At 62.8% G+C, this 15763-nt stretch carries 16 protein-coding genes and 1 tRNA gene; 13 read left to right on the top strand and 4 right to left on the bottom strand.

Features of this window, described 5'->3' with window-relative positions:
* Positions 1 to 87 precede the first annotated feature (87 nt).
* A tRNA-Ser gene (locus tag G8E03_RS12110) sits at positions 88 to 177 on the bottom strand.
* A gap of 314 nt (positions 178 to 491) precedes the next feature.
* On the opposite strand from G8E03_RS12110, the gene rplU reads away from it, so the two are divergent.
* The 8 genes from rplU (at position 492) to G8E03_RS12070 (ending at position 6235) form a co-directional block, all read left to right on the top strand.
* Positions 492 to 878 (top strand): 50S ribosomal protein L21, encoded by a 387-nt coding sequence (rplU, locus tag G8E03_RS12105; RefSeq protein WP_166192254.1) that lies wholly within the window; start codon positions 492 to 494, stop codon positions 876 to 878.
* 24 nt (positions 879 to 902) lie between these two features.
* The gene (gene rpmA, locus G8E03_RS12100) at positions 903 to 1172 is read left to right on the top strand and encodes a 50S ribosomal protein L27 (protein ID WP_166192250.1); all 270 of its coding nucleotides are present in this window, start codon (positions 903 to 905) and stop codon (positions 1170 to 1172) included.
* A gap of 119 nt (positions 1173 to 1291) precedes the next feature.
* Positions 1292 to 1801 (top strand): GNAT family N-acetyltransferase, encoded by a 510-nt coding sequence (locus tag G8E03_RS12095; protein WP_166192247.1) that lies wholly within the window; start codon positions 1292 to 1294, stop codon positions 1799 to 1801.
* A 90-nt stretch (positions 1802 to 1891) separates the two neighbouring features.
* Complete coding sequence (gene obgE / locus G8E03_RS12090; protein WP_166192244.1) at positions 1892 to 2932, top strand: GTPase ObgE; 1041 nt, start codon at positions 1892 to 1894, stop codon at positions 2930 to 2932.
* Between the two features lie 14 nt (positions 2933 to 2946).
* Positions 2947 to 4044: a glutamate 5-kinase gene (gene proB / locus G8E03_RS12085; RefSeq protein WP_430693246.1), complete on the top strand. Its 1098-nt coding sequence runs from the start codon at positions 2947 to 2949 to the stop codon at positions 4042 to 4044.
* 160 nt (positions 4045 to 4204) lie between these two features.
* The gene (locus tag G8E03_RS12080; RefSeq protein WP_166192238.1) at positions 4205 to 4735 is read left to right on the top strand and encodes a hypothetical protein; all 531 of its coding nucleotides are present in this window, start codon (positions 4205 to 4207) and stop codon (positions 4733 to 4735) included.
* 14 nt (positions 4736 to 4749) lie between these two features.
* Entirely contained in the window at positions 4750 to 6009 is a 1260-nt protein-coding gene (locus tag G8E03_RS12075; protein ID WP_166192235.1) for a glutamate-5-semialdehyde dehydrogenase, read from the top strand.
* A 1-nt stretch (position 6010) separates the two neighbouring features.
* Complete coding sequence (locus tag G8E03_RS12070) at positions 6011 to 6235, top strand: VOC family protein (RefSeq protein WP_166192232.1); 225 nt, start codon at positions 6011 to 6013, stop codon at positions 6233 to 6235.
* 60 nt (positions 6236 to 6295) lie between these two features.
* On the opposite strand, the gene mepK is transcribed toward G8E03_RS12070, so the two are convergent.
* On the bottom strand, positions 6296 to 6862 hold the full coding sequence (gene mepK, locus G8E03_RS12065) for a peptidoglycan L,D-endopeptidase MepK (protein ID WP_166192229.1): 567 nt from the start codon (positions 6860 to 6862) through the stop codon (positions 6296 to 6298).
* Between the two features lie 351 nt (positions 6863 to 7213).
* Between mepK and G8E03_RS12060 the strand changes: the two genes are divergently transcribed.
* The 4 genes from G8E03_RS12060 (at position 7214) to G8E03_RS12045 (ending at position 11630) form a co-directional block, all read left to right on the top strand.
* On the top strand, positions 7214 to 8923 hold the full coding sequence (locus tag G8E03_RS12060) for a L,D-transpeptidase family protein (RefSeq protein ID WP_166192226.1): 1710 nt from the start codon (positions 7214 to 7216) through the stop codon (positions 8921 to 8923).
* Positions 8924 to 9034: 111 nt separating this feature from the next.
* Positions 9035 to 10123: a UDP-3-O-(3-hydroxymyristoyl)glucosamine N-acyltransferase gene (lpxD, locus tag G8E03_RS12055; RefSeq protein ID WP_166192223.1), complete on the top strand. Its 1089-nt coding sequence runs from the start codon at positions 9035 to 9037 to the stop codon at positions 10121 to 10123.
* Positions 10124 to 10153: 30 nt separating this feature from the next.
* The gene (locus tag G8E03_RS12050) at positions 10154 to 10420 is read left to right on the top strand and encodes an acyl carrier protein (RefSeq protein ID WP_166192220.1); all 267 of its coding nucleotides are present in this window, start codon (positions 10154 to 10156) and stop codon (positions 10418 to 10420) included.
* A gap of 1 nt (position 10421) precedes the next feature.
* Entirely contained in the window at positions 10422 to 11630 is a 1209-nt protein-coding gene (locus tag G8E03_RS12045; RefSeq protein ID WP_166192217.1) for a beta-ketoacyl-[acyl-carrier-protein] synthase family protein, read from the top strand.
* A 69-nt stretch (positions 11631 to 11699) separates the two neighbouring features.
* On the opposite strand, the gene G8E03_RS12040 is transcribed toward G8E03_RS12045, so the two are convergent.
* Positions 11700 to 12311, bottom strand: coding sequence for an invasion associated locus B family protein (locus tag G8E03_RS12040; RefSeq protein WP_166192214.1), 612 nt, complete (start codon positions 12309 to 12311; stop codon positions 11700 to 11702).
* Between the two features lie 400 nt (positions 12312 to 12711).
* On the opposite strand from G8E03_RS12040, the gene G8E03_RS12035 reads away from it, so the two are divergent.
* Positions 12712 to 14271, top strand: coding sequence for a helicase HerA-like domain-containing protein (locus tag G8E03_RS12035; RefSeq protein ID WP_166192211.1), 1560 nt, complete (start codon positions 12712 to 12714; stop codon positions 14269 to 14271).
* Positions 14272 to 14406: 135 nt separating this feature from the next.
* On the opposite strand, the gene G8E03_RS12030 is transcribed toward G8E03_RS12035, so the two are convergent.
* Complete coding sequence (locus G8E03_RS12030) at positions 14407 to 15696, bottom strand: HlyC/CorC family transporter (protein ID WP_166192209.1); 1290 nt, start codon at positions 15694 to 15696, stop codon at positions 14407 to 14409.
* Between the last annotated feature and the right edge of the window lie 67 nt (positions 15697 to 15763).

Genomic DNA, 15763 nt, shown 5'->3' with positions numbered 1-15763 from the left:
AAACCCGTCATTCGTATGTATGAACCCAACTCCCAAGCATGGGTTGAGTTAGCACTTCACAATAAAACTCAATGAAATCATGGTCAATGGCGGAGAGACAGGGATTCGAACCCTGGGAACCCGTGAAGGCTCAACGGTTTTCGAGACCGCCCCATTCGACCACTCTGGCACCTCTCCGTGAGGCGACGACTTAGCGGTTTGGAAACTCCGCTGCAAGGGATAGTAGGGCGGGAAAGACAACTTTCCTGCTTCGCGGCTGACGGAGCGATGGTCGAGAGACTGAACGTGCCGGGTCTGAATTCCGATCTGGCTGATGTTCATTCGGCCTTGACACTTCAGGGGCTTCGCAGCATACGAGCCATTCGCGGGCACACCATGCCTGCGCGATATTTGTAGAGAGCTCCGCCAGGGGCCGCTGCCCGAGGTGCGGAATTCCGCGCAACTCCCGTTCAGGGGACCGCAGGGCGCGAAGATGAAAAAGGAAGACCAGCATGTTCGCGGTCATCAAGACAGGTGGCAAGCAGTACCGCGTTGCCAAGGACGATGTTTTCACGGTCGAGAAGCTCGACGGTGAGGCGGGCGACGAGATTCGCTTCGCAGAAGTGCTCATGATCGGTGGTGATACCGTCACAGTCGGCGCACCCATGATCGACGGCGCAGCCGTGATGGCGGAAGTGGTCGAGCAGACCCGGGGTGACAAGGTCATCTCCTTCGTCAAGCGCCGGCGGAAGCACTCCTCCCAGCGCCGTCGCGGCCATCGTCAGCACCTGACGAAGGTCCGGATCGTGGACATCCTCGCAGACGGCAAGAAGCCTGCGAAGAAGAAAGCAGCCCCCAAGAAAGCCGAGGCCGAGACGGCCGAAGCGGCAGCCGAATAATTTCAGGACGCAGGAGACAATAGCATGGCACATAAAAAAGCAGGCGGTTCCTCGCGTAACGGTCGCGACTCCGCTGGTCGCCGCCTCGGCGTGAAGAAATTCGGTGGCGAGCTGGTCATCCCCGGCAACATCATCGTGCGTCAGCGCGGTACCAAGTGGTGGCCGGGTCAGAACGTCGGCATGGGCCGCGATCACACGTTGTTCGCGACCGAGGAAGGCAACGTGACCTTCCACAAGGGTCTCAAGGGTCGTACGTTCATCAGCGTGCTTCCCGCGCAGGAGGCCGCTGAATAAGCCGCCCTTCCTATCGAATTTACATGACGGGGATCGGCGGAAACGCCGGTCCCCGATCTCGTTTTACATCACGTGCCCAGACCATGCACACCATTCGCCCCACAGTCCGAGGATTTCAGATGCCCGTACCCGTGATCGAGACAGAACGTCTGACCCTGCGCCCGCTGCGCGCGTCGGATGCTGGGCTGATCTCTCTTCATGCGGGGGATGCGCGGGTGGCAACGATGACGACCCGTATTCCCCATCCATATCCGCCCGGCGCAGCCGAGGGGTTCATCGAGCGCGCGCAACGCGACGACAATGGTGAGCAGGCGTGGGCGCTGGACGCGACCAAGATCGACGGTGAGGAGTTTCTGGGCGTCATATCCCTCAGCGACACCGGGGAGGTCGGATACTGGATCGGCCCGCCCTTCTGGCGCACCGGTTTCGCCAGCGAGGCTTTGGCCGCTGTCGTCGCGCACCACTTCGCCCATGGCGGCGGGGCCTTGAAGGCGCAGGTCTTTCAGGACAACGATGCCTCAGCGGCGGTTCTGACGGCGGCTGGCTTTCACTATCTGGGTGAGGGGGAGGCCTATTCCGTCGCCCGCGCCGCGACACATCCGGTCTGGACCTATAACCTGGACCGATAATCTGGACCGGGGCATGAGGCCGTGCGCTGCCCCTTGAGGCGCAGCGCACCTTAGCGTATCAGCACGGCTTGTTCGACGGAGGGTGCGCCCATGAAGTTTCTCGATTTTGCCAAGGTTACCGTGCGTTCCGGCGCGGGGGGGCGTGGGTGTATCTCGTTCCGGCGTGAAAAATATATCGAGTATGGCGGCCCTGACGGCGGCAATGGCGGGCGCGGCGGTGACGTTATTGCAGTGGCGGTCGAGGGTCTGAACACCCTGATCGACTATCGCTATCAGCAGCATTTCTTTGCTCAGAACGGGCGGCCCGGCGAGGGGCGTCAGAAAACCGGCGCGGATGGGGACGACATCGTGCTGCGGGTTCCCGTCGGCACAGAGATCCTCGACGACGATCAGGAGACAGTGATCGCCGATCTGACCGAAGTGGGCCAACGGGTTCTGCTGGCCAAGGGCGGCAATGGCGGGTTCGGCAACCTGCATTTCAAATCCTCGACCAATCAGGCGCCCCGCCGTGCCAATCCAGGCCAGGATGAGATCGAGCGTGTGCTGTGGCTGCGGTTGAAGCTGATCGCGGATGTCGGTCTGCTGGGTCTGCCCAATGCGGGCAAATCGACGTTCCTTGCCGCGACCTCGAACGCGCGGCCCAAGATTGCGGACTATCCATTCACTACGCTGCACCCGAACCTGGGGGTTGTCGCCGTGGACGGGGCGGAGTTCGTCATTGCGGATATTCCCGGCCTGATCGCCGGCGCGCATGAGGGCAAGGGGATCGGAGATCGGTTTCTGGGCCACGTCGAACGCTGCGCCGTGCTGCTGCACCTGATCGACGGCACGCAGGACGATGTGGCCGAGGCCTATCACACCATCATCAACGAGTTGGAGCAATATGGCGGCGGGCTGGCCGATACGCCGCGCGTCACCGTGCTGAACAAGATCGACGCGCTGGACGACGAATTGGTGGAGATGCAACTGGCCGAGCTGCGCAAGGTTTGCGACGGTCCGGTTCTGACCATGTCCGGCGCTGCACAATCGGGCACGACCGAGGTTCTTCGCGCGTTGCGTGCGCAGATCGTTGCAAGGGCGAATGCCGAAGCTGCCGAGGGTGAGGAGGACGGACCTTGGCGACCGGTCTGAACGCCTCGGAACGGATCGACACGGCGCGCACGGTCGTCATCAAGATCGGCTCCGCGCTGCTGGTCGATGCCACGACGGGTGCCTTGCGTCAGGAATGGCTGTCAGGCTTGCTCGAAGACGTGGCGATGCTGCGGGGGCAGGGCAAATCGGTGCTGCTCGTCTCCTCCGGCTCGATCGCGCTGGGGCGGCGGGTGCTGAAGCTGTCATCGGGCGCTTTGCCTTTGGAGCAGTCGCAGGCCGCAGCCGCGGTCGGGCAGATCCGTCTGGCGCGCGCCTATGAGGAGGGTCTGCGCCCTTACGGCGTCACCACCGCACAGGTTCTGATGACGCTGGAGGACAGTGAGGATCGGCGCCGATACCTCAACAGCCGCGCGACGTTGCGCACCTTGCTGGGGTTAGGTGTCGTGCCCATCGTGAACGAGAATGACACGGTCGCCACCGATGAAATCCGCTACGGCGACAATGACCGACTGGCCGCTCAGGTCGCGTCGCTGGCCGGGGCGGATACGCTGATCCTGCTGTCGGATGTGGACGGGCTGTATACCGCGAACCCACGACAGGACGAGACCGCTCAACACATTCCGCTGATCGAGCGGATCACGCCTGAGATCATGGCAATGGCCGGCGGGGCGGGAACCGACGGGGCCAAGGGCGGAATGCGCACCAAGGTTCTGGCCGCCGAAACCGCGATGCAGGCGGGCTGTACTCTGGCGATCTGCCGGGGTGACGCCATGCGTCCGATCTCGGCCCTGCTTCATGGGGCGCGGGCCAGCTGGTTCGTTCCGACGGATGACCCCGCAAAGGCGCGAAAGCTGTGGATCGCGGCGATGCGTCCGCGCGGCACGGTGCGCATAGATACCGGCGCGGCAACCGCGCTGGTGCAGGGGCGGTCCCTGTTGCCAGCCGGTGTGGTTCGCGTCGAGGGCAGCTTCAGCCGGGGCGATCCGGTGGACATCACCGGCCCGCGCGGGGAAACCGTGGCCCGGGCGCTGGCCGGATATGACAGCGTCGAGCTCAAACGCATCGTCGGGCGGCAAAGCGCTGAAATCGAATCGGTTCTGGGCTATCCGGGGCGGGCATATGTCGTGCATCGCGACGACATGGCGATCTAGCATCGGCGCGATGGTGCAAGCACCGGCTGTGGGCGTGTCTGGCCGCTCACCCACGGGCTGTATTGTGGATTGATTTACAACCAGTTACTGGATTTCGAAACGCGGTTTCGCGTCCTCGCATGATACGAATACACACCACGTATTCACCCCGGTTCCGCCCATGCGCCTGCTCCCGCTACTCTTTCTGTTCGTCCTGACAGGCTGTAGCGCCCTTGGGGTCGCTGTGGCTCGGCCCGGTCGGGGGCAGATCGTCGTTGCGGGAAGCGATGTTCTGGTCCCGCTGGAAAACTCGATGTTCGCGCAACCGCAGACGATGCCGGATCTCCTCGCGGATCGGGCGAGGGATGCGCATGTGGTGGTTCAGAGCAGGGGGGAACGCGCCGCCATGCACGACCTTTGCGCGGTTTCGCAGGAAGCGCCGGATATCGTCCTGCTGACCCGCTCACCCGAGATGAGCGAAATCCGTAGATGTGAGCTGTTGGGGATCGCACCCAGCGCGGATCTGGTCGCTATGTATCGTGGCGGGCTGGCCAGTGCGCATGACTTCGATCAGGTGTGGATCGCCTTCGTTCCCGACCGGTTTGCGACGAACGCCGCCGCCGTGCGGGCGGTACGGGTCTTGCGCTACGAATTTTCGCGCCTCATAGAAGGAACGGTATACGAGCCGTATTTCACGGCGCGTCGAAACTGAGCGCGGATAGGGCGATGAACGACATGGATGTGCGCGGCATGATGGCCGCGATAGGCGAGGCGGCACGAATGGCAGCGGCGGAACTGGCCTTTGCGCCAGCCGAAAGCAAACGCCATGCGCTCAACGCCGCCGCCGAGTCCGTGGACGCGTCGGTCGAGGCAATCATCGCCGCCAATGCCGAGGATATGGCGTTCGGGCGCGACAAGGGCCTGTCTGCCGCGATGCTGGACCGCTTGGAACTGAACGCGGCGCGGATCGCGGGCATTTCTGCCGGTTTGCGTGCCATCGCGGCGCAGGATGATCCCGTGGGCGCGGTGATCGCGGAATGGGACATGCCCTCCGGTCTGAACATCCGCAGAGTGCGCACACCGATCGGCGTGATCGGCGTCATCTACGAAAGCCGCCCCAACGTGACAGCGGATGCAGGGGCCTTGTGCCTGAAGGCCGGCAACGCGGTGATTTTGCGCGGCGGGTCCGAGAGCTTCCATTCCTCCACCGCGATCCACGGCTGCCTGATCGCGGGGTTGCGGGCCGCAGGCTTGCCCGAGGCGGCGATACAACTGGTCCCCACCCGCGACCGCGCGGCGGTGGGGCAGATGCTGACGATGACCGACCATATCGATGTGATCGTTCCGCGCGGTGGCAAGGGGCTGGTCGCGCGTGTGCAGACGGATGCGCGGGTCCCCGTTTTTGCCCATCTCGAAGGCATATGCCACGTTTACGTCGATGCCGCCGCCGATCTGGAAAAGGCCCGTGTCGTCGTGCTGAACGCCAAGACCCGACGCACCGGCATCTGCGGCTCGGCCGAGACGTTGCTGGTCGATCGCGCGTTCCTGGACCGGCACGAGGTGATCATCCGTGATCTGTTGAATGCCGGGGTGGAGGTCAGGGGCGATGCGGACATCGCGAAGATTTCCGGCGTCACGCCCGCGCAGGACAGCGATTTCGGCACCGAATTCCTGGACATGATCATTGCGGCGAAGGTGGTGGACGGGGTGGATGGCGCAATCGCGCATATCCGCACCTACGGCTCGAACCACACGGATGCGGTGATAACCGAGGATGACGCCGTGGCGGAGCGGTTCTTCCAACGGCTGGACAGTGCCATTCTGATGCGGAACGCCTCGACGCAGTTCGCGGATGGGGGCGAGTTCGGCATGGGGGCGGAGATCGGCATCGCGACAGGCAAGCTTCACGCACGTGGCCCGGTCGGAACGGAGCAGCTGACCAGCTTCAAATACCTCGTGACCGGCGACGGAACGATCCGGTCCTGACATGGCGGTGCTGCGGATCGTTCCCCATATCCATGGCGATCCCGCGGCGCTGTCCGATTTCTACAGGGCCGTCTTCGATCTGGATGCCACATTGGCGCGGGCCCGATCTGTGGGAGCGGAGATCACCTACGGGCCGGTGGTCGAGGATTGGGGCGTGCGCCGCTTCTTCCTGCGCGATCCGGCGGGCTATCTGCTGAACGTGCTGACCCACATTGAACGGGACTGAATACGAAAAGGCCTCGCCGTGGTGGCAAGGCCCTTTTCAAGTGCAGTAAATTTGCTGGTATTAGCCGCGCCAGGTTCTGACGGGGCCGCAATCGAAATGTACGAAGTTGGAGCGGGAATAGCGCCCGACGCCACCGGCATTACAGGCAACACCGGCCTGATACATGTTCTGAACCGACCGGGTGGAAAGGCGAAGATCCGCCGCCATGGCCCGCATGTGGTAGGAGTTGCGCGCGACACCGCGTGTCGTGGCGCGCAGGGCGTTGTTCGTCTCAGGGCTGCGATAGCCGGACATCAGCTGGTAAGGCTCCGTCGTGTCCATCATGCGCGAGGCGGCGGCCATGATGTCGATGGTCCGCACATCAACGGCACGCAATTCATTGCGGCGCCAGTCGCGGAACAGGAAGTTGATTTCGTCCAGAACCTGCGGAATGTACTCACCCTCAACCCAGTAAACGCTGTCGAGACGCTCACCCGTGCGGGGGTTGTAAATCTTGATGCTGCGGATGTCGCCAGCGCCGGTCAAAACACCGGGAGTACCGGCGAAGGAGGGAGCTGCGGCAATTGCACTCAGGCCGACAAGACCACCCAGTACATTACGTCGGGAAACGATACTCGTCTCGGTCATAATCAAAATCCTTAGTCTGTCCCAGTGGTTGCGACCTTCGGTGGTGCCCGTGGCCGCTTGAGAATGTTATGCCACAGGGCTTTTTTTCGACCAAGTGGCAGTTGTGCAGCAACGGATTTGGAAGTTCTGCGTTATAAAGAGTCACAGGCGCCGCAGTTCGTTCGCTTTTGTTCCGCATTTTGCGGGGTGTGCGGGGGGCTCGGCAAAGTTTCGGCGGTAATTCGCCAGTTGAGGATGGTCACGACGTATTGATCGGCAAAGTTCCGCCGGAAATGTGGTGACCGAAAACTGTGTCAAAGGACATATGCAGTGTACCAATTTAGCAACTCATCGATTTTCGGCGCGGTTTCCATGCTTGCACTCCTGGCGGGAGGCGGCGTCTTCGCGCAATCGAATCTGGAAAGTGACCCTCTGGACGCGGCTGTTTCCGCCGCGCCGGCTTGGCAGGAACTGGCCGATCTGATGCAGGCCGAGGCGCCGCAGGATGTGGCCGCGTTCTATGCCGGGCGGGACTATCAGCCGCTGTTCATGGCGAATGACGCCGAATTGGCGCGCGGCGTGATCGACGCGCTGGATCAGCAGCGGGCCCATGCGCTGCCTGAATGGACAGAGCGGATGCAACCGTTGAGCCGCCACGTCGCGGCTGCCCTGGACGGTCAGTTGACGGCGGCGGGGGAGCTTGCCTTTGCGAATGCATTCGTCGCTCTGGGCAAATCCCGGCTCGCCGGTGTGGTCGTGCCGACACGTTTGAGCGCGGACATGCATGTGTTTCCCCCGGAAATCGAGACGCGCGATCTGCTGTCCGATCTGGCCACATCCGCCGATCCGATACGTCATATCGTCAACCTGTCACCTGACCACCCCGATTATGCCCCCTTGCTGGAACTGCGGGCCGATCTGGAGCAGGTCGTCGCGAACGGGGGCTGGGGTGCCGCCGACATACCATCCGGCCCGTCCGTCGGTCCGGGTGAGACGGACAGCCGCGTTCCGGCGATCCGTGCCAGGCTTGCGGCGCTGGGGGATATAGAAGAAGGGCGGGTCACCGCCCGCGCCGCTGATCCATATGCGTTCGACGATACACCGTTGGATGCGCAGCCATTGCCCGCAGGGGCTGAGCCTGTTTCCGGCTCTGCCCAGTCATCTACCCTGATGGATGAGGCGACGGTCGCCGCGCTGAAGGCATTTCAGATCCGCCACGGCCTGAACGACGATGGTGTCGTGGGCCCGAAAACGCTCGCCGCGCTCAACACGACTGCGGGTGATCGCTTGCGACAGGTCATGGTCAATCTGGAACGCATCCGCTGGACCAACTGGGATCTGGAGGAAAAGCAGATCTACGTCAATCTGCCCGACTACCGCATGTTCCTGCGGGAAGGTGGCGAGGAATTGTTCACCACCCGCGTCGTCATCGGACTGCCCAAGCACCAGACCGTCGAATTCTCGGACACCATGACACATATGGTGGTCAATCCGACCTGGACGGTTCCGCGCTCCATTGCGACGGAGGAGATCCTGCCGGCGCTGCGGCGCAACCCGAACTATCTGAACGACAACAACATGACGCTGATTGATGACGGAACCGGTGTGTGGACCCCGCCGGATACCTCGCTCATCAACTGGGATAACTTCTCGCAGAGCTATTTTCCGTGGTGGGTGCGCCAGCAGCCCGGGCCGGGCAACTCGTTGGGCAATGTGAAGTTCATGTTCCCCAACCAGTTCGCGATCTACCTGCACGATACGCCTTCCCGCAGCCTGTTCGCTCGGGATGCGCGGGCCTTTAGCCACGGCTGCGTTCGCGTCGCGGACCCCACAGGTCTGGCTGAAATGTTGCTGAGCCCGCAGGCCAGCGATCCCTTGGCGGAGTTTGAGCGTCATCGCGCGACGGGTCGGGAAACGACGGTCAACCTGAACAGCCGCCCCGCAGTACATATCGACTACCGCACGGTCTGGATCGACGACAGCGGGCAGGTTCAGTATCGCGACGATATCTATGGTCGCGATGCACTGGTCCTGGATGCCTTGCAGGAACTGGGTGTCAGCGTGGGTATGGCACAGGGCTGATTTCCCCGCTGACCCTGCGTCCGGCCGCCGCGACTGGCCGGACGCAGGCCAGCCATGCCTTTCATCATCATCGTTCGCACTTTATATCGGTGCTGAAATGGAGTGCGGACGATGGACCTTACGATAGAAAAGATTGCCGAACAGATCGGCGCAGAGGCCGTTGGGGATATCACCCTGCGACCGGCTCGCCCGCGTCAGCCGGATGAGGCCGGAGCCGATGATCTGGCGCTGGCGATGGACGATGCGTTCGTGGCGCAGCTTGCCGACAGTCCCGTGCGCATGGCGGTTCTGCGTGAGGGCACCGACTGGCAGGCCCTAGGCCTGACTGCGGCCGTTCTGGTCAGCAGACCGCGCTACGCGATGGCCGGTCTCTCACGTCTGTTCGACCGCAAACCCACGCGGGACGGCATACATCCCAGCGCCATCGTCGATCCGACCGCCCAGCTCGCCCCGGACGTGACAGTCGGTGCGCTGGCCGTGATCGGGGCCCGGACGCGCATCGGCGCCGGGGGGCGCATTGATCCGCAGGTTACCGTCGGTGACGATGTAACGATAGGCGAGGACGCCTGTCTGATGGCGGGTTGCCGCATCGGCAGCGAGGTCCGCATCGGGGATCGTTTCATCGGCCAGATGAACGCGGTGATCGGCGGCGACGGTTTTTCCTTCGTCACGGCCCAGCCCAGCGCGGTCGAGGATTACATGGCCGCCGGCACGATCAGCGCCTCGATGAAACCGGATCGGCACGAAAGGATCAACTCCCTCGGGTCGGTCGTGATCGGTGACGATGTGGAGGTTGGCTCCTGCTCGGTCATCGACAAGGGCACCGTCTCGGACACGCGCATCGGCGACGGGGTCAAGGTCGATGCGCATGTGATGATCGGTCACAACGTGCAGGTGGATGATACGACGCTGTTGTGCGCGCAGGTCGGCATCGCCGGTTCGACGAAGATCGGCAAACGGGTCGTTCTGGGCGGGCGTGTCGGTGTCGCGGATCATATCAGCATCGGGGACGATTCCATCGCGCTGGCAGGCTCGGGCGTGGCCACGCGGGTTCCCGAACGCACCGTCGTCATGGGCTATCCCGCGTTGAAGCAGGAAACGTTCATAAAGATGTTCAAGGCTATGCGCCGACTGCCGATGATGTCCGAGAAACTGAACGCGCTTCACAAATTGGTTTCAAACACCGAAAACAAAAGCTAAGACCCGAACCGACGCAACGAGGGCCGACCGATGTCCGATGAAGTTACCGAAAAGATGCGCGCGATCATCGCGGAGCAAGCCGTTCTGGACCCTTCGGAGGTCAGCATGGATGCAACGCTGGACGATCTGGGGATCGACAGTCTGGGACTGGTGGAGGCGGTGTTCGCGATCGAAGAGGAATTCGACGTACAGGTTCCGTTCAACGCGAATGATCCGCAGGACTCGCAGTTCGACATCTCGAACGTGCAGAGCATGGTGAACGCGGTCAAGCAACTGGTCGCGGCAAAGCCGGCCTAGGATGCGCCGTGTCGTCATAACAGGGCAGGGTGCGATCAACGCGCTCGGCCACAGTGCGGGGGAAACCTGCGCCGCAATGCGCGAGGGGCGCAACGGCATCGGCCGCTTGCATTTCCGCGACGTGGAACGTCTGTCGATCCAGATCGGCGGACAGGTGCGCGATTACGATCCGGCCACACGGTTCAGCCGTCAGCAGCTCTCGCTCTACGATCCCAACACCCAGTTCGCCCTTATCGCAGCGGCGGAGGCCATGGCCCAGTCAGGGCTTGAGATCGACGAGGCGCTGGCCCCGCGAACCGGTGTCGTTATGGGCAATTCCGGTGGCGGGCTTCAAACCATAGATGAGAATTACCGGACGGTGTATGAGGAGGGGAAGAACCGCGTTCATCCCTTCGTCATTCCCCGGTTAATGAACAATGCCGCTGCCTCTCATATCTCGATGACCTACGGGTTGAAGGGACCGACCTATACCGTGTCCACCGCCTGCGCGTCGTCCAATCATGCGATGGGACAGGCGTTCGAGACGATCAAGCTGGGCAATGCCGACGCGATGTTGACGGGTGGATCGGAATCCATGTTGGTCTTCGGCGGGATCAAGGCGTGGGAGGGGCTGCGCGTCATGTCGCGTGACGCCTGCCGCCCCTTCTCGAAGAACCGCAACGGCATGGTGCAGGGTGAGGGAGCGGCGGTCTTCGTGTTCGAGGAATACGAGCATGCCCGCGCGCGCGGGGCCGAGATCTTGGCCGAGGTCACGGGCTTCGCGATGAGCTCGGACGCCTCCGACATCGTGATGCCCAGCCGTGAAGGGGCCGTCCGCGCCATGCGCGGCGCCCTGCGCTCGGCGGGGGCGGATGCTTCGCAGGTGGGCTATATCAACGCGCACGGCACAGGAACGGCTGCGAATGACCGTTCCGAATGTGCGGCGGTGCGTGAAGTTTTCGGCGCTCATGCGGATGAATTGATGATCTCCGCCACCAAGTCGATGCACGGTCATCTGATCGGCGGCACTGGCGCGGTGGAGCTGTTGGCCTGCATCATGGCCCTGCGCGAGGGGGTCATCGCGCCGACCATCGGATACGAGCTGCCGGACCCGGATTGCGACTTGGACGTGGTGCCGAACGAGGCGCGCGATGCCGATGTCTCACTGGTGTTGAGCAACGCCTTTGCCTTTGGCGGATTGAACGCGGTTCTGGCCTTGCAGCGGGTTTGAGCCTAGCAGCGGGTCTAACGAAAAGGGACGCCGCAGCGCCCCTTTCCCTCGAATGATGGTTTCCGGTTTCTATTGCAGTGCCTCGTAGGCGGCGGTGAAGCCTGCCAGACTGATCGTCAGCTCGATCGGGTTTTCCTGTACGTTGATCGCGGATACGGTCAGCGTCAGGTTGTTGCCCGCCTTCATCGCGTCCACCTGACCCTGGTTCAGTCCAAAGCGTGCGACGCAGCCGCTTTCGACGCAAAAGCTGTACTGGAATTGCTGGGCACGGCCCTGATCGACGCGAAACACCACACCCTCGGGCAGGATGACGCCCAGCGGGAACACCGCCGTAATCCCGGCAGCAGCGGGGGAGCCGGCTGCCAGCTTGAGCAGCGAGAATTCGGCGGCGGGCCGACCCAGATCGTTGTTCGCGATCTGGAACAGGATGCATTCATCCGTATCGCCCACGCAGCGCAGTTCCCAATCGTTGAACTGGTTCACCACCGTATCGGGAACGCCGCCCGTCCGCTCCACCGCGGGGGTCGCCGGGGCTTCCGGTTCCGGCTCTGGCGCGGGGGCCGGAGCGGGCGCAGGCGCAGGCGCTGGTGCGGAAAAGCCGGTGGTCGGGCCGTCCTGGGCGAAGGTGCCTGTGCCCAGGGAGCACAGAAGTGCTGTTATAGCGATGGCGCGAAAAGTCATGTCGGACCCCGTTTTATGTCAAACCAATTATCACTCAGGCCTATGGCCAATCGTGCCGACCGATATACGCTGCGTGCGCCCACCGGACAGGCTGTCGCCGCAAAGACCTGTCAGCTAAGCCATGCGCTGTCAACGCGATGCCATTGCCGTAGGATACACCTAGTCCAGAACGAGAAAAGGACACCCGATCGGGTGCCCTTTTCCACATCCGCGTTTCGCGGTTATATCCCTGTCAGACCGGGCGTACCGTTGCCATGAATGAACGCTACGTAATGAATGCGAACCCGTCAATAGGCCGTGTACGCAAACCCTGTAACGAAGCTGTGCGACGCGATTTGGCAATGGCCTGAGCGGCCCGAACCTGTAATCTGCCCTGACACCGCAGCGGCAGGAGAGCATGATGAACGACAGTATTTTTACCGGCGGCGGTGGTCCGGCACAGGATCAGGCGCAACTGCTGAAACTGAAATACGCCAACCGCCATGGCCTGATCGCGGGGGCCACGGGTACGGGAAAGACGGTGACGTTGCAGATCCTGGCCGAGGGGTTTTCGGCTGCGGGCGTGCCGGTCTTCCTGTCCGACGTGAAGGGCGATCTGGCCGGTTTGTGCCAGCCCGGATCGGCATCGTCGCCAATGCACGCCAATCTGATGGAACGCGCAGGCACCATCGGCCTCGACCCATACGAGTATGCGGCCTTTCCGGTCACGTTCTGGGACATGTTCGGTGAGAAGGGCCATCCCGTGCGAACCACCGTCGCGGAGATGGGGCCGTTGCTGCTGGCCCGCCTGCTGGAGCTGAGCGAGGCGCAGGAGGGGGTCCTCAACATCGCGTTTCGCGTCGCGGATGAACAGGGGCTGGCTCTGCTGGATCTGAAGGATTTACAGGCGCTTCTGGTGTGGGTGGGGGAGAATGGGTCCGAGCTTAGCCTGCGCTACGGCAATGTCTCGCGCGCCTCGGTCGGGACCATTCAGCGCCGTTTGCTGGTGCTGGAAAATCAGGGCGGCGCGTTGCTGTTCGGGGAACCCGCGCTAAACCTCGATGACATGATCGCGCTCGACGCGGACGGTCGCGGGCGGATCAACGTGCTGGCCGCAGACAGATTGATGCAGGCGCCGGGGCTTTACGCGACCTTCCTTCTGTGGCTGCTCAGTGAGCTGTTCGAGCAGTTGCCCGAGGTCGGAGATCCCGACAAGCCGCGTTTCGTATTCTTTTTCGACGAGGCGCACCTGCTGTTCGACGATGCGCCGGACGCGTTGATAGACAAGGTTGAGCAGGTGGCCCGTCTAATCCGGTCCAAGGGGGTTGGTGTCTGGTTCGTCACGCAGAACCCCGATGACATACCGCCTGACATCCTGGGCCAGCTGGGCAACCGCGTGCAGCACGCCCTGCGCGCCTACACGCCGCGCGATCAAAAGGGCCTGCGCGCCGCCGCCGAAACGTTCCGCCCCAATCCCCGCTTCGATACGGAGGATGCCATCCGCGAGGTTGGGATAGGTGAGGCTGTCACCAGCTATCTGCAAAAGAAGGGCGTGCCCGGCATTGCCGAACGCACGCTGATCCGGCCACCATCCTCACGCATGGGACCGATCACCGATGCGGAACGCGGCGGCGTTATGGCGGCCTCGGCGTTAGGCGCGAAATACGATGTGGCGCTCGACCGGGAAAGCGCGTTCGAGATCCTGAGAAAACGCGCCGAGTCCGCTGTCGAGGCGGAGGATGACCCGGTCGAGGCACCCGCGCCCGACCGATCCTATCGGGGCAGTCGCAGCGCGCCGACCTCTCGTGAATATAACAGCGGGCGTCGCTACAGCCCCGGATCGGTGAAGACCGGCGGCAGCCGCTCCCGCTCGGACAGTGTTGCGAAAACGTTCGGAAAATCCCTCGCCCGTCAGCTCGGCACCCAAATGGGGCGTCAGATCACGCGGGGCATCCTGGGTGGCCTGTTCCGCGGGCGCTAGTGAGGCGCGCGATGCTGGCCGGTGGAGCGTTCGGCTATGTCTTTAGGGCCGGGCAGGCGGCCTCACCTAGCCCCCGACACCGGTTTAACAGTCGCGCAAGGCATCCCAATCGCGCGTTGTGAATGCTGGCGAAGGTTACAGCGGGCGAATGCGCAGTTTGTGCAGGCGATTGCGTTCCCGCTCCACCACTTCGATGCGAAACCCGCCGAACGAGAAGACCTGACCCGTGGTGGGGATCGTCTGCGCCTCGTGGATGACCAGCCCGGCGATGGTGTTCGCCTCCTCATCGGGCAGGGACCAGTCGGTTGCGCGGTTCAGGTCGCGGATGCTCATCGTGCCCTCGACCAGCACGGTTCCGTCTGCGAAACGCTCGATGCCCTCGACCTCCACATCGGTCTCATCGGTGATGTCACCGACGATCTCCTCCAGAATATCCTCCAGCGTCACCAATCCTTGCAGGGCGCCGTATTCATCGACCACCAGTGCGAAATGGCTGTGGCGGTGCAGGAACGCGCGCATCTGGTCATCCAGTGTGGTGGCGTCGGGGACGAACCACGGTTCCATCACCACGTCCATCACATCGAAATTGGCCAGCGCGCTCAGGCCACCCTCACCACGGATCAGTTTGTCCACCGCGCGCAGCAAGTCCTTTGCATGGATCACGCCGACAATGTTTTCCGGTTCGCCGCGGAACACCGGAATGCGGGTGTGGGGGGAGCGAAGGCAGGTGTCGAGGATCTTCTCCGGCGGCAATTCGGCGTCGATCATCTCGATATTGCGCCGGTGGATCATGATCTCCTCCACGGTGCGCAGCTTCAGGTCGAGCGCGGCGAGTAGGCGGTCGCGGTCGTCCTTTTCCACGGTCCCTTCGGATGCGTGAAGGGTGATCGCCTCCGCGATTTCCTCATGGGCCATGATCTGCGCCTCCGGATCGGTCGGCACGCCGAAGATCCGCAACGTCACCCGCACGATGAAGCGCACGAAATTGACGACGGGGGCCAGAATCTTGACGATCAGCCCGATAGGCAGCGCGACGAAGGCGGCCATCCTTTCAGGATTGATGATGGCATAGGTCTTGGGCAGAACCTCGGCAAAGATCAGGACCAGCGCAGTCATTATCAGCGTCGCCGCCGCCACCCCGTTTTCGCCAAGCAACGTCGTGAACAAAGCGGTCGCCAGCGAGGTTGCCAGAATGTTGGCGAGGTTGTTGCCCAGCAGGATGCCCCCGATCAGGCGCTCGGAATCTTCCTTCAGATGCAGCGCGCGCGCGGATCCTTCCCCCTCCATCCCGTGCAGCTTGGCACGGTTCGCCGCTGTCAGAGCGGTTTCGGAACCGGAAAAGAAGGCGGATACGAATAGCAGGACCAGGATCGCCAGCGCCGGCAGCCAGATCGCGGCGTCCGTGATGCTCAAGGTGTCTTCCATGCTTCATTCTCCCGAATGTGACTGGTCGTTGCGTGCCCCCTTCTTATGGTGCGTCAGGCGGAACACG

This window comes from Pontivivens nitratireducens, from assembly GCF_011290545.1.
Classification (GTDB): Bacteria; Pseudomonadota; Alphaproteobacteria; order Rhodobacterales; family Rhodobacteraceae; genus Pontivivens; species Pontivivens nitratireducens.
This window is presented reverse-complemented; position numbering and strand designations above follow the sequence as displayed.